We start from the raw sequence: 13,186 nt of genomic DNA, 5'->3' as shown, positions 1-13,186 counted from the left end.
CCTCCGCTAGCACAGCCACTCACAGTCGGCGGGTCGCAGCCCATGCCTGAATCATTCCCGCCTGATGGAAAACGACGGGAGTCGAAAACCCGCCAGCACTGATGATCGACTCTACCTCTGCCGCTGGCAACACCGCCACATCGTTGCTGTAAACCTGCTGCATGTTATGCAGAGTATCGGCAGTAACCGGCTCGGCAGACATCGCCTGCGCCCATAATGCAATCAGGCGCCGCTGCTGCTCCGGGTCGGCACAGCCAGTAAGGTCTGCATTAGCGAGTAGTCCGCCCGGTTTAAGGCGCCGGGCAATCTGCTGAAAGAAATCCGTGCGGGCGTGACGATCGAGAATGAACTGCGATACCAGAAAGCTGGTCGCCGCATCGAAGCGCGGGTCGTCGGTTAACGAGTCGAGATAGCCATGATGAAAGGTACAACGATCAGCAACGCCCAACCGCTCTGCATTCAGCTGACATTGCTCAAGCATCGCGCCAGCCGGTTCCACCGCGGTAAATCGCAAGCTCGGATGGGCGATGGCCAGGTGCAACAGCTCCTGGCCAGTACCCGCGCCGACGCACAACACATTGGCGTTAACCGGCAGCGGGAAGAACACCGCCTCAAGAAGAAAGTGCAACGCATCACGAATGGGAGCCATGTGCGCCCACTGCTGATCGTATCCGGCAGCCTGCCGGTCAAAGAGTTCACGGAGTGCCTTGTCGTCCATGGTGAGTCCTGATGCCGAGTGGTCACGAGCGCGTGAGGCGCTCTTTTTAACCACCATACAGCAGCTGTCAACCCGCCACGCGCTAGACCCTGAATCCCTGCGCCAAAGCCTGCAACTCACCGGCCAGCTGCGCCTGACTGTCAGTCACCTGGGAAATTTCCCGCGAGCCGCTAAGGGTCTGCAGCGAGGTTTCCCGCACCGAACTCATGCTGCGCGAGATATCGCGTGTTACCGCCACCTGCTGTTCAGCAGCAGCGGCGATCTGTGAAGACATACCAGAAATGCGGTCAACATCCTGCAGAATAGCGGCCAGGGTGTCTTCCAGTTTCGCGGCTTCGTCGGCACTGAGGTTGGCGAGCTTGTGGCTATCGGTTACCGCGCCGCGAACGCTGTCGGTGATGTCCCGGAAACCACTGATCATGCTTTCGATTTCAACGGTGGAGTCGTGGGTCTGCCGTGCCAGGTTACGCACCTCATCGGCAACCACGGCAAAGCCGCGGCCGTGCTCACCCGCCCTGGCCGCTTCAATCGCTGCGTTGAGCGCCAGCAAGTTGGTCTGATCAGCCACCGCCTTGATCACGTCGATAACCCGAGTCATGGACTCACTGCTCGTTTGCAGCCGCTCCATCTGGCCGTTGACCTGTTCGATGGCATTCGCCAGATGACGAATGCGGCCAACACTCTCCTGCACAACCCGTCGGCCGGCTTCATTGCGGGCGGACGCGTGCTGCGCTGCCTCAGCCACCTGCTGGGTATTACGCGAGATCTCTTCCGAGGTGCTGGACATCTCCTCCGCTGCCGCCGCCACCTGATCGACCAGCGTCTGCTGATGGCCTACCTGATCGGAGTTCTGACTGGCCGTTGCGCGGGTCTGCTCCGAGGCGGAGGCCAGCCGGACGCTGGTTTCGTCAATCTGGCTGAGCGCTCCGGAGAAGGTCTCGATCAGGCCATTCAGCGCCGTGCCAATCAGCCCCATCTCGTCCTTTGAGCAAACCCGGGTACGCACCGACAGGTCCTTGCGCTCCATCACCTGACGAAAATCACCAAGCAATTGGTTCACCTGACTGGATACGCCCATGATGATCAGCAAAGCCAGCAACAGCACCGAGCCAATGACCACGCAACCAATAATCGCCGCACGACGCAGCTGCGACCGGGCACCACTCAAGACCAGCTCGGTCCCGCGCTCCATATCCGCAGCCAATTGCTGCTTGACCTGATAGACACCGTCACCCGCCTGGCTGGCGCTATCGAACCACTCAATGTTGGCCATGCCGAGAAAACCGTACTCGGAGCCAATCAGCCGGCTGCGCAATGCGGCAAAGGCAGCGTTTTCAGGCCGCTGCTGCAAGGCTTCCAGCTGGCCCTGCAGGGTCGGGCCAATCAGATCCGCCGCCGAATCAAGCAACGCCTGACTGCGTGCACCGGCAGCACTGACCTTGCTCACCAACGTCAGCGATACAGTGCCCTCACTCAGAACCTGCGCCCCGGCGGCCATTTCACGTGCGCCCCACTCGGTCGCTTCGGTTAGCGCCAGAAAAGCCCCCATCATGCGCGTCAGACGCGGTTCGTTGGAGTGCAGCAGAATCTCGGGAATCAGCGCGATCAAGCGCTCGACCGCAGTGGTATAGACTTGATAGGACTGGTCCGCATCAACGTCTTCGTTGATCACACGCTCACGCAATGGTGCCAGCATATCCAGTGCCTCGTTAATCAAGCCCAGCTGCGCGGCCACAACCGTGCGCTCGCGTCCTTCCAGCGCGGCCATGGCAGAGCGCAGCTCGGCGAGGCTGGCATCCGTCGCCGCGCGCTGCCCTTCCAGTCGCTCGACCACCCGGCCATCGGCACCACCGCTGGCGATGAACAGCGCCGTCAGGCCACGCTCCTTCTGCAGGTTTTCCAACGCAGGGTCGGCGGTCAGCACCAGATCGAACAAGGCCTGAGAAGACTCGGTGCTCTTCAGATGCGTGTAGCGATCAGCGACGGTGGAGCCGGAAAAATACAACGTACCCGCCAACGCAGGCAGGATGAGCAACAGTAATTTACCGCGCATGGACAGATTACGGAGCATGGACAACATGATGGCGGACCCTGAGGAAAACCTGACTGAATGGGCAGATGTCTCAGCAAGAAGAGTGCCATTACTTTGCCACGCAGTTACCGGCCCTGACCGCCACAAACGGCTCTATTGCGCACCAGTTCAGGGCTAACGTGCCGCTTTTCGAGCCAAAAAGGGCTTCCTGACTCACTCGCCAATCGCAGGCGTCAGGGTGTTGATTTGCCCATCGCCCTGGCCAAATCGTGACGCCCGCCAGTTGCAAGCGCCGCTGCGGCACCGGCCACATCCTCCGGCGTCTTGTTTTGGCTCAGCTTGAACTTGCCGATCAGCCGCTCAATCTCGATTTCGATTCCGACGATGGCCGCCAGCATCTGGTTGATGTACTCAGGGCTGGAGTCAGTCATTTTCCAGGGGCGTTGCTGCCCAGAGGCCGCTTCATGCTCGCGGGTCAGCCGCGCGACCACACCACGGACATAACGCTCGTCGTCACGCAGGCGGATACGGCCATGCGCGTGCACCACCTGATAGTTCCAGGTAGGCACCTGACGATGCGACGCCTGTTTGCTCGGGTACCAGTTGGGCGAAATATAAGCCTGCGGCCCCTGAAAGATGACCAGCACGCTCATACCGTCGACGATCTGCTCGACCAGCGGGTTCGCCCGCGCCAGATGCGCCTGCAACGTGCCGTGCTCGCCCTGCTCGGCCAGTAATTCGAAAGGAATGTGATTGGCGTCCAGCCCGCTCGGCCCACAGGTCACCAGCGCGCCAAGCGGATTGGCATTGATCAGCGCGTGAAGTTCTGCGCTGCGGGTCTCGGCAAAGTGAGCGGGCAAGTACATGGGCTATTCCAGTGACATCCAGGTAGACAGATTCTGGTCCAGATAATACAGCGACAGTGCCAACACTAACCAAAACACCATACCAGCCGCACTCTCCAGCCAACCGCGATAAATGTGCGGCTTGAACCAATGCGGTGGCCACAGGCAACGCAACAGCCAGCGCCCCGGTATGCGCAGGCTGATATCCAGCACCGCGCCGGCCTCCAGCATCAACCGTCCGAGCAATAGTAGCCCGCGCGCCAGGGCTTCCAGCAACTCAAGCATGGCCCATCACTCCGCCGCAGGCGCCCGTCCAGCAAAGCATGGCAGATCATCGTTGATCTCGAACCAGTTGGCCTTGTGTGCGGTGAAAAAGTGCGCCTGCATTCTGCTCTCCAGCTCACCATCCAGTATCCCGGCACGCACCCTCAGCACGCCCGGAACCTGCTCGTGGCAGCTATAGATCGGTGAGCCGCAGCGGTCGCAAAAACAGCGCTGCTTACCCGGTGACGAGCTATAGCTTCTGAGCAACTCAGCACCTTCCTGCAGCCGAAAGTGCGCCTCAGCTACGGGAATATTGGTGGCGAAAGCGGTGCCCTGTGCCTTGCGGCATTGGCTACAGTGGCAGACCTGAATCGGTGCCAGCGGTTGATCAATCTCAAAACGAATACCACCACACAGGCAACTTCCGGTAATCATGGCGACTCCTTGCTGTTGTTCAGCTATCGGATAGCAGCTAAGGGCTCCGCCCTCCCTCTTTTCCACATCAGGCCAGCGCAAGCAAAAAATTACCCTCCAGAGGCTAATATTGAAAAATTAGCATTTAAAGGCTAACGTCAGCACAGATGACCCAGAGGCCTCTTATGACCATTGCAGCCGTACTCACCGGCGATCTGATCGACTCTCAAGGTGTCGAGAATACGCAGGAATACATCAATCAGCTACGAAAGGTACTGGAGCAGTTGCTTGACGTCTGTACCTTTAGCCATGAGATTTACCGCGGCGACGGCTTCCAACTGACACTCGAAACAGCCACTGACGCCATGCGCTGCGCACTGCTGCTGCGGGCAGCCCTGATTGCCGCCAGCCCCGAGCACGCGCGCTACGATGCACGCATAGCCATCGGCATAGGCCCCGCGCCGGAAGGCAACCGCTACGGGGAAGCCTTTGTCCTGTCGGGTCAGGGGCTCGACAGCATGAAAAAGGAAACGCTTGGCCTGTTCACTCACGATGCTACCCTGCTCGACCGCGCCGAGCTGCCGACCGCGTTTGTCGCCCGCATCATTGATCAGTGGACGCGGGTAGAGGCCGAAACCTGGTGGCTGCACGCAACCACCAACACCAGTCAAAAAGCGCTGGCCGAGCAGGTCGGCAAGTCCCAGGTCACCGTGCATAAGGCGCTGCAACGCGCCGAAGCACCGCTGATCGACCGCTACCTTACCCGCAGCCGCGAATGGATTCAGGAACTCACCGATGGCCGATAACGTACTGCTGCCGCTGATGCTGGTGCTGCACATGCTGAGTAGCCTCTGGGCCAGCGCCCGGCCACTGCCGGAGCAGGCAACCAGGACACAGCACCGGGCATGGTTGATGCTCAAGGCATTGCCGCTGGCCGTGGCGACGGCTGTTCTGCTGCTGTCGCAGAGTCTGACAACCGCGCTGCTGGCCTTCGTTATCGTACTGGTCAGCCAGTTGATTCTGGAACATCAACGCATCACCAGGCCGCCACGTTTTGCAACCAGCCTGCTGCTGGGCCAGATACTGCCAATCGCCGTCCTGGTTTTACTCTGGAGCGGTGCAACCGGTCGCTGGGACGCACTGGTAGAGGGCGCCTCAGCGCTGCTTCAGCCAGACGTGCTGATAGTGCTGCTGGCAGCACTGTTTCTCCTGCATCCCACCTCAACGCTGATCGCCTTGATTCTGACCCCGTGGCTCAACCACAGCGACCTGCAGGATGAGCGCTCGCTGAAACAGGCAGGCCGACTGATCGGTTTTCTGGAGCGTATGCTGATCTTTGCCTTTGTGGTTATGGGGCAGTGGTCTGCTATCGGCTTTCTGCTCGCAGCCAAAAGCATCATGCGCTTCAACGATACCCGCCAGGCCAAACGGCCGGTGTCCGAGTATGTCCTGCTGGGGACGCTCCTCAGTTTCGGTTTCAGCATCGCCGCCGGGCTGGCAACACGCGTGCTTATCACCAGTTAGCCGCACCAGACTAATCTGGAAAAATTAGCCTCGCGGGGGTAAGATCGACAGCCCTCACGACGCTCTTGCATTGAGCGTTCCCCGCCCCTCAGCTCATCAGGAGAGCCCATGCGTCTGTGCGTTTTCTGCGGGTCCAGCCCCGGTAACAACCCCGAGTATCTTACCGCCGCCCAACAGCTCGGCACCGCGCTAGCCAACGCCGGTATTGGCCTGGTCTATGGTGGTGCTCAGGTCGGTCTGATGGGTGCCGTTGCCGACGCTGCACTGGCCGCTGGCGGAGAGGTGACCGGCGTGATCCCGCGTCATCTGGTTGAACGCGAACTCGCCCACGAAGGCCTGACCACCCTGCACGAAGTCGGCTCCATGCACGAGCGCAAGGCCATGATGGCCGACCTGTCGGACGGCTTTATCGCCCTGCCCGGCGGCGTCGGCACCTTTGAAGAACTGTTCGAAGTCTGGACCTGGGGCCAACTCGGCCACCACCAGAAACCCTGCGCCCTGTTCAACGCCGCCGGTTACTACGACAAGCTGATCGAGTTCCTCAACCACGCCGTCACCGAAGGCTTCATGCGCCAGCCCTACCGCGACATGCTGATCGTTGACGGCGAAGTAAACACCCTGCTCGACAAGGTCCGCAGCTATACCCCGCCAAGCGTGTCCAAATGGGTTAAGGCGGAACAACGCTGAGCAAGGGAAAGGTAACCTGACGCACAGAGCGGCGGCAGGTTGCCTGGCTGAATGAGCACCGCTCCGGCTATGATGCATCCAGACCCGACTCATCAGCATGGATGCATGTATGACCCCATGGAGCGAACAGCCGCCAAGCCCTGATTTTATAGACCTCACGCTTGAGCGTCTGCCGCCTCTGCTGCGCAAGCACTCGACTCTGCTACTCAAGGTCATGCCGCCACTTCTTGGCTTCCTCCTGTTCCTGCAGTACTTCTATAGAAACCAGTTTTACCCCAGCTTTGACCTATTTCAGTTCTCTTCGCTGCTGCTGGCCGCCGCGTGTGTAGGCGTACTGATTGTCGGCTACGTCGTAATACTGCTGACGTTACCTGGCGTTGTGCTCTTTCACGGGTACGTGAACAACCAACAGGTCAAGAGCGGTATTCAGCAAAACCTGCCCAAAGCAGATAGAGCAAGACAGAACAAGGTAATGGAGCTCGCAGCACTGGCCTATTTCGGCCCGTTCGTGACAACGGGCCTGCTTTTCTGGCCAGCCGTGTACTGGTTTCCGGGACACGCTGTGAAGCTGATGATTGCCACAAGCGTCCTCGCCTGTGCGCCTTATGGCCTGCTCATCGCCCTGAGATTCAAGCTACCCAAGCGGACCACCCTGAAGTTCGTATGGACAGTGTTTTTTGCCGCCATGCTATTTATTGGTTTGACCTTTCAGGTACTCAAAGGCAGTGCAGAAGCCTTGGACCGACTACCTCCGTGGTTAATGCTGGCAGCAACGGTCCTCTTGATCTGTGTACTGGCAGCCATCGCCAGCATTTCTGCCATAGCGCATTTTGCTGGCTGGAACGCCAGCCTGCTCTTCGGCACCTTTTTCGGCATCCTGATTTGCGGTTACAGCGGCCTGTTGACGAGCCTGCCGGAAACCGTGGTCAGGGCCGTCGGGCTAGGCGCATACGAAGCCAAGTCAGTCGAGCTGGATTCAGCCTTCTGCGATACCGGGCTAGGCGTAACCAGCGAACAGCGCTGCCGACTGGAATCGCCCACTATCGTCTGGTCTCTTGGCGAAACACTGGTCGTGCGCACGGCTGGCGATGAATCGGTGCAACTACAGATCCCCAGTCATCTGGTGAAAGCCATCGTTCAGAAAGCAAACTGAACCTGTGCACAAATCTTCCAGACACCCGCAAACACTGCGTTATGCTGCACTGACACCCGTCACCCGAAGCCGTGCGCATGAAGACCAGCAACTGGATCGATCTCAAGCAGGATGCCGATACCGGTATTGAGACGATTCGTGCCCATTTCGAGGGCCACGCCTACGATCCGCACTGGCACGACAGCTATCTGGTCGGCTACACCGAGCAGGGCGTGCAGCGCTTTAATTGCGGACACCAGCGTTACGACAGTGTGCCGGGCAAGGTCATTCTGATCGAGCCGGGCGAGGTGCATGACGGCGAGGCAGCGAGCGAAGACGGCTTCACCTATTCCATGCTGTATCTGGATCCAGGCTGGATGGAGCGCGAACTACGCGGGCTGTTTGCCGATGCACCCGAGCACTGTGTGCCGGGCATGAGCATGACCGTAGCGCAGTCGCCAGAGCTGATCTTTGCCATCGCCAGTACCTTTCAGACTCTGCACCAACATGAGCTGCGCATCGTCCGGCAGACCGCCCTGGACTATCTGCTCAGCCAGCTGTCCGCGCACACCCATTGGCGCAAGCGCACCGAAGCGGACCCACGCATGCCGCAAGTCGCGTTGCGCGCCCGGGACTATCTGCACGCTCACCTGCACGAAGATGTTGGCCTGAATGAGCTAGCGATGGTGACTGGCGTGGATCGCTTTCGCCTGAACCGCGCCTTCAAGGCCGCATTCGGCATCGCTCCGCACGCCTATCTTGTTCAGCTGCGACTGGCGCAAGCCCGTCGGCAACTGGCAGCGGGCAAGGCGCCCGCCAATGTCGCTGTCGGGCTGGGCTTTGCCGATCAGAGCCACCTTGGTCGCTGGTTCAAACGCGCCTACGGCTTGACGCCTGCCCACTATCAGCAGCACTGCACAGGCCTTCCAGACCGACGTTGAGACGCACGGCAGACTGACTCTCGAATCCACCTTCGGGAGACCCCGCCTTGAGCCCCCTGTTGCCCTTTCTTGTATTTGCTTTCGTCGCTTCCATCACCCCCGGCCCGACCAATCTGCTGGCGATGAGCAGTAGCGCGCGCTTCGGCCTGCGCGCCAGTCTGCCAATCGTGTTCGGCGGTTGCCTGGCATCGGCAGGTCTGGTACTCGCAGTCGGCCTGGGAGCCGGCGTAACCCTGCTGACTAGACCGGAGATCGCCGCGGTGCTGGGCTGGGCTGGAGCGCTCTGGCTAAGCTGGCTTGGCTGGAAAATCGCCAGCGCCGAGATCGCACAGGACCCAGACGCGGTAACGGATAAACCGCTCGGCGCTGGCGCAGCCGCGCTGATGCAGGTAATCAACCCCAAACCCTGGACGGTTGCGTTGGCGGTCGTGGGCGTATTCATGAGCACCTCCGGCGCTCCGGCCTGGCTGCTCGCTCTGCTGTTCCTGCTGATGGCTATTCCCTGCATGCTGCTCTGGGCATGGCTGGGTCTGAAGACTAGGCACTGGCTGCATTCAGCTGTTGCGATGCGCCGCTTCAATCTGCTGATGGGGGTGCTGCTGGCGGGGTCTGGCTGGTTTGGTCTGCTCGGCTGAGTGCAATCATGCGCTCATAACCCGAGCGGGTCAGCAGCACCAGATTGACGGTAGTGGCGTAGATCTGCCCGCTCGCCTTGAGGCTGTCAATCAGCGCCTTGTGCTCGTCGGCAGCCAGGTAGAAGAAGTCCTGCCCCTCCTGCAGCTGAGCTTCACAACGGCGAAAAACCCGAAAGCTGGTGCCTTTGGGCGCCTTGTTCAGCTCATCAAGCTGGCGAAGACTGAGGGTGTCTGCGTTGGCAAACTGAATAGGCTGCATGTTCACTGTCTGTAGCGGAGGTTAGCCCGGCATTCTGCCAAAACACCGGCTGCGGCCATAGCCATTTCCCGCCGCAGATGTGCCAACACGGCCAGAGAGAGCAGCGCGGAGTATCACGGCAGCACAGCAACAAGGACTTATAGCAGCGTATGCAAGCAGCTATACTCGCCGCCCCAGCCTCCGGAGAGCCGCAAATGAGCGAGCAAAACGATCACAGCCTGAGCGATGAAAACACGGAATCGGTCGGCGCAACGAAACCGACCGGCCTCGGCGCGCTCTTCGCCGCAGCGAGCAAGCAAAACGGCAAAGCGGCATCGCCGCAGCAAGGCAAGGCCGGCTTCGATCCGCATACCAAGCGGGTACACATGCCACCGCGCGGCACTCGTCGCTCCATGGGCAAGCGCTAGGCTGGCCTAGAGCGGCAGCGTGAAATAGAACTGTGCACCCGCCCCAGGGCGGGACTGTACGCCGATGTGGCCACCGTGCAGCTGCACCACCTCCTTGCACAGTGCCAGGCCCAGGCCGGCACCGCCCTTTTTGCTACCGACCTGGACAAAGGGTTCAAATACCCGTACCTGCTGGCTGTAGGCAATACCTTCACCGTCATCGACTACGTTGAACAACACCCGCTCGCCCTGACGCTGTATTCGCACCACCACCTGCCCACCACTGTTGCTATGGCGTAAGGCATTGCCGATCAGGTTATCCAGCACCCGCTCGATCTGCAGTCGGTCGAGCCGCGCATGGGGCACCTCTTCCCCGGCCTCCAGCACCAAGGATATGTCTCGCTCCTCAGCCTGTGCCTGAAAACGCGCGACTGCGGCAGAGGCCAGCTCGACCGGATTGCAGGGTTCGAGCTCCAGTTTCTGCAGGCCATTTTGGTAGCGCGAAAAGTTGAGCAGGTCATTGATCAGGTCTACCAGCCTGCGCATTTCCTCGTCTACCGTATCGAGCAGGTCCCGCTCGCGGCTGCCCTCGGCAAACTGCAACCGCTCTTGCAGCAGAGCGAATGCCATGTGCATGCCGGTAACCGGGGTGCGCAGCTCATGCGATGCCCTCAGCACAAACTCGCGCCGTACCCGCTCGAACGCCCGTTGCTCGGTGACGTCGCGCAGTACCATAACCGCACCCTGGACCCAGCTGTCGGTACGCACGACCGGCGTCAGGCTGTAATCCAGCAGACGAATTTCACCAGCCACCTCGACCGCCAGATCCTCCTGCTCACTGCCAAAGGCATTCCCGGCCAGCACTTCACGCACCTGCTCGTCCAGCTCAGGATGCCCCATTGCCTGGCCAAGCGTCTGCCCCAGCTCACGTGAGTCCCAGTCGAGTTGGCGCCGGGCTACCGGGTTGAAGTGATCAACATCGCCCTGCTGATCGAGGATCAGCAGGCCGTCATCAATGCTGTCGAGCACCGCCTGCAGCCGCCGCTGCTCGGCCTGGAGGGCTTCCAGGTCACTGTTCTTGAACTGACGCAGGGCTTCAGCCATGGCACCAAAACGGCGACTCAAGGCGCTAATCTCGTTGACCGGCGATAGCGGCAGCGTGACGCTGAAGTCCCCCCGCCCGATCTTGTCTGCGGCCTGCGCCAGCGCCTCGATAGGCCGTCCAAAGCGCTGAGCAATGCTATGCGCAGTCAACAACCCCAGCAGCAGCACTGCCATCCCGATCAAGCTAAGCAAGCCCGCGATCAGCCAGGCGCGCTGGTGGGCGGTCGTTTCTGCCTCTTCCACGTACGCCAGATAGCGGTACTGCACTTCGTTGATCCGGTCGCGCATCGCCGCCACGCTGCGGCTGAAACTGTCATCGGCCAACAGGTCGCGACGCATGCTGCGCGGACGCTGAAGAACATTGTCATACACCGCATAGGCACGACCAATCTCGGCTACCGCCCGACGGTCCTCATCTGTCGTAGCCTGGTCACCGGCCTCAGCCAGCCATTCCTTGAACTGCTGATCCGAGGCTTGCAGCGCATCGCGATCCAGCTGCTCGGACAACAACAGCGTGACCTGCTTGCCTATCTCCTGCCGCATGCCGAGTGAGGCTTTGAGAATGCCGATATTGCTGCCGACACTGTAGGTTTGCGACTGGGTCAGGCTCAGCACCCCGAACAGCCCCACCAGCAGGCCGACCAACGCCACGGTCAGCAGCGCGCTGCTGCTGAGAAACAACTGAGTCCGCAACTTCATAAGCCAAGCTGCTTACGCTTGCGATACAAGGTAGAGGCATCGATGCCAAGCGTGCGCGCCGCCTGATCCAGCGTTGCGCTGGAGGCCAGCACAGCGGCAATGTGCGCCCGTTCAAGCTCACTCAGACTGAGATTGGCTCCGACCCGCGGCGCTGCGTTGTCGGGGTCCGGCTCGCCCAGCCCCAGATGTCCGGCACCAACCAGCTCATCGGCACAGATGATACTGACGCGCTCGATGACGTTGCGCAGCTCGCGGATATTACCGGGCCAGTCATGGTTCAGCAGCGCTTCTCTGGCATCGTCGCTGAACCCTTTGGCCGGACGGGCGTATTCCTTGACGAAGCGTGCGAGGAAGCGTTCAGCCAGGTCAATCACATCGTCTCGCCGCTCGCGCAGCGGGGGCAAGGTGAGCGTGATCACATTCAGCCGGTAGAGCAGATCTTCCCGGAACAGCCCTTCCTTGGCCATATCGGCAAGGTCCAGGTTAGTCGCTGCCAGGATTCGCACATCCGCTTGCCGGGTCACCGGATCCCCTACCCGCTCGTACTCCTTGTCCTGAATAAAGCGCAGTAGCTTAGGCTGCAAGGTCAGCGGAAAATCACCAATTTCGTCCAGAAACAGGGTGCCGCCGTCGGCCTGACTGACCCGTCCCAGCGTGCTCTCGCTGGCGCCGGTGAAAGCGCCCTTGCTGTGCCCAAACAGCTCGCTTTCCATCAATTCGGTGGTAAGCGAGGGACAATTGATGGTCACACAATCGCGCTTATGACGACCGCTCCAGCCGTGGATCAAACGGGCCAGCTCACCCTTGCCGGTGCCCGACTCGCCCAGGATCAGGATATTAGCGTCAGTGCCCGCTACCTGGCGTGCGGTCTCGAGTACCGCCATCATCGCCGGGCTGCGGGACTCCGGTGCCACCCGGGTCTGCTCAACGGCCTGCTCGAGACTTTCCAGACGCGCTTCCATCTGACGCACCTCCAGCTGCTTGGCGGCCGCCATCCGGAGCTGGTCCGGGCTGCAGGGTTTGACCAGATAATCGGAAGCACCGGCCTGCATGGCATCTACCGCCGTATCAACGGCCGAGTGCGCAGTCACAATGACCACCCGCATCCAGGGGGCCTGCACGCGCATCCGCGCCATTACATCAAGGCCGCTCTCCTCGCCAAGGCGCAGGTCCAGAAAGCACAGGTCAAAAACCTGCCCCTGCAGCACCGCCTCCGCCTGCGCACCACTGCTGGCGGTAGCAACCTGATAGCCTTCATCCTCCAGGCAATAACGGAAGGTGCGCAAAATGGCTGGCTCATCATCAACCAGCAGAATTCGTCCGTTGCCTTGGCTCGCTTCCATCTTGTCTTTAACTCCAGTCATCCGCCCACGCCTCATGCAAATTGCACGACAACTTTAAAGCAATCATGCAATGCGCATTACCCGCATCATTACAAAAACACATAAGCCATTGATTTAATTGAAATAAAATATCAAACAATTACGGCACAATGCTTGCTCTATCTGTACTGACTTCAGCGAAGTTCGCCACAAGCGACACTCGA

Annotated in this window: 15 protein-coding genes; 7 read left to right on the top strand and 8 right to left on the bottom strand. The window is 60.2% G+C overall.

Annotated elements, in window-relative coordinates:
• Nucleotides 1–19: 19 nt before the first annotated feature.
• The 5 genes from ACKPCU_RS09620 to ACKPCU_RS09600 all read right to left on the bottom strand — a co-directional run bounded on the left by ACKPCU_RS09620 (nt 20) and on the right by ACKPCU_RS09600 (nt 4,294).
• Nucleotides 20–718 (bottom strand): class I SAM-dependent methyltransferase, encoded by a 699-nt coding sequence (locus ACKPCU_RS09620; protein ID WP_321346203.1) that lies wholly within the window; start codon nt 716–718, stop codon nt 20–22.
• Between the two features lie 82 nt (nt 719–800).
• Complete coding sequence (locus tag ACKPCU_RS09615) at nt 801–2,798, bottom strand: methyl-accepting chemotaxis protein (protein ID WP_321346201.1); 1,998 nt, start codon at nt 2,796–2,798, stop codon at nt 801–803.
• A 185-nt stretch (nt 2,799–2,983) separates the two neighbouring features.
• The gene (locus ACKPCU_RS09610; RefSeq protein WP_321346199.1) at nt 2,984–3,616 is read right to left on the bottom strand and encodes an FMN-binding negative transcriptional regulator; all 633 of its coding nucleotides are present in this window, start codon (nt 3,614–3,616) and stop codon (nt 2,984–2,986) included.
• 3 nt (nt 3,617–3,619) lie between these two features.
• Nucleotides 3,620–3,880 (bottom strand): hypothetical protein, encoded by a 261-nt coding sequence (locus ACKPCU_RS09605; RefSeq protein WP_104738281.1) that lies wholly within the window; start codon nt 3,878–3,880, stop codon nt 3,620–3,622.
• A 6-nt stretch (nt 3,881–3,886) separates the two neighbouring features.
• Nucleotides 3,887–4,294 carry a GFA family protein gene (locus ACKPCU_RS09600; RefSeq protein WP_321346197.1) on the bottom strand — a complete coding sequence of 136 codons (408 nt, stop codon included), beginning with the start codon at nt 4,292–4,294 and terminating at the stop codon, nt 3,887–3,889.
• 164 nt (nt 4,295–4,458) lie between these two features.
• Between ACKPCU_RS09600 and ACKPCU_RS09595 the strand changes: the two genes are divergently transcribed.
• The 6 genes from ACKPCU_RS09595 (at nt 4,459) to ACKPCU_RS09570 (ending at nt 9,192) form a co-directional block, all read left to right on the top strand.
• A complete protein-coding gene (locus tag ACKPCU_RS09595) occupies nt 4,459–5,079 on the top strand; it encodes a hypothetical protein (RefSeq protein WP_104738279.1) in 621 nt (206 codons plus the stop codon).
• Nucleotides 5,069–5,797 (top strand): hypothetical protein, encoded by a 729-nt coding sequence (locus ACKPCU_RS09590; RefSeq protein WP_321346193.1) that lies wholly within the window; start codon nt 5,069–5,071, stop codon nt 5,795–5,797. The genes ACKPCU_RS09595 and ACKPCU_RS09590 overlap by 11 nt, the downstream gene beginning before the upstream one ends.
• A gap of 108 nt (nt 5,798–5,905) precedes the next feature.
• A complete protein-coding gene (locus ACKPCU_RS09585) occupies nt 5,906–6,484 on the top strand; it encodes an LOG family protein (protein WP_321346191.1) in 579 nt (192 codons plus the stop codon).
• Nucleotides 6,485–6,593: 109 nt separating this feature from the next.
• The gene (locus ACKPCU_RS09580) at nt 6,594–7,637 is read left to right on the top strand and encodes a hypothetical protein (protein ID WP_321346190.1); all 1,044 of its coding nucleotides are present in this window, start codon (nt 6,594–6,596) and stop codon (nt 7,635–7,637) included.
• A 77-nt stretch (nt 7,638–7,714) separates the two neighbouring features.
• Nucleotides 7,715–8,557 (top strand): AraC family transcriptional regulator, encoded by an 843-nt coding sequence (locus tag ACKPCU_RS09575; RefSeq protein WP_321346189.1) that lies wholly within the window; start codon nt 7,715–7,717, stop codon nt 8,555–8,557.
• A 47-nt stretch (nt 8,558–8,604) separates the two neighbouring features.
• Nucleotides 8,605–9,192: a LysE family translocator gene (locus ACKPCU_RS09570; RefSeq protein ID WP_104738275.1), complete on the top strand. Its 588-nt coding sequence runs from the start codon at nt 8,605–8,607 to the stop codon at nt 9,190–9,192.
• Here ACKPCU_RS09570 and ACKPCU_RS09565 read toward each other — a convergent pair.
• Nucleotides 9,134–9,451, bottom strand: coding sequence for an ORF6N domain-containing protein (locus tag ACKPCU_RS09565; protein WP_104738274.1), 318 nt, complete (start codon nt 9,449–9,451; stop codon nt 9,134–9,136). The two genes, ACKPCU_RS09570 and ACKPCU_RS09565, sit on opposite strands and share 59 nt — an antisense overlap.
• 194 nt (nt 9,452–9,645) lie before the next feature.
• Between ACKPCU_RS09565 and ACKPCU_RS09560 the strand changes: the two genes are divergently transcribed.
• Nucleotides 9,646–9,858, top strand: coding sequence for a hypothetical protein (locus ACKPCU_RS09560; protein WP_321346186.1), 213 nt, complete (start codon nt 9,646–9,648; stop codon nt 9,856–9,858).
• Between the two features lie 6 nt (nt 9,859–9,864).
• Here the strand turns inward: ACKPCU_RS09560 and ACKPCU_RS09555 are convergent, their stop codons facing one another.
• Together ACKPCU_RS09555 and algB are read right to left on the bottom strand one after the other, a co-directional pair.
• Nucleotides 9,865–11,640 carry an ATP-binding protein gene (locus tag ACKPCU_RS09555; protein ID WP_321346184.1) on the bottom strand — a complete coding sequence of 592 codons (1,776 nt, stop codon included), beginning with the start codon at nt 11,638–11,640 and terminating at the stop codon, nt 9,865–9,867.
• Nucleotides 11,637–12,983 (bottom strand): sigma-54-dependent response regulator transcription factor AlgB, encoded by a 1,347-nt coding sequence (algB, locus tag ACKPCU_RS09550; protein ID WP_321351810.1) that lies wholly within the window; start codon nt 12,981–12,983, stop codon nt 11,637–11,639. The genes ACKPCU_RS09555 and algB overlap by 4 nt, the downstream gene beginning before the upstream one ends.
• Between the last annotated feature and the right edge of the window lie 203 nt (nt 12,984–13,186).

It is taken from the genome of Halopseudomonas oceani (assembly GCF_963677335.1).
GTDB classification, from domain to species: Bacteria; Pseudomonadota; Gammaproteobacteria; order Pseudomonadales; family Pseudomonadaceae; genus Halopseudomonas; species Halopseudomonas oceani.
The sequence above is the reverse complement of the archived record's forward strand: the minus strand, read 5'-3'. Positions and strand labels throughout refer to the sequence as shown.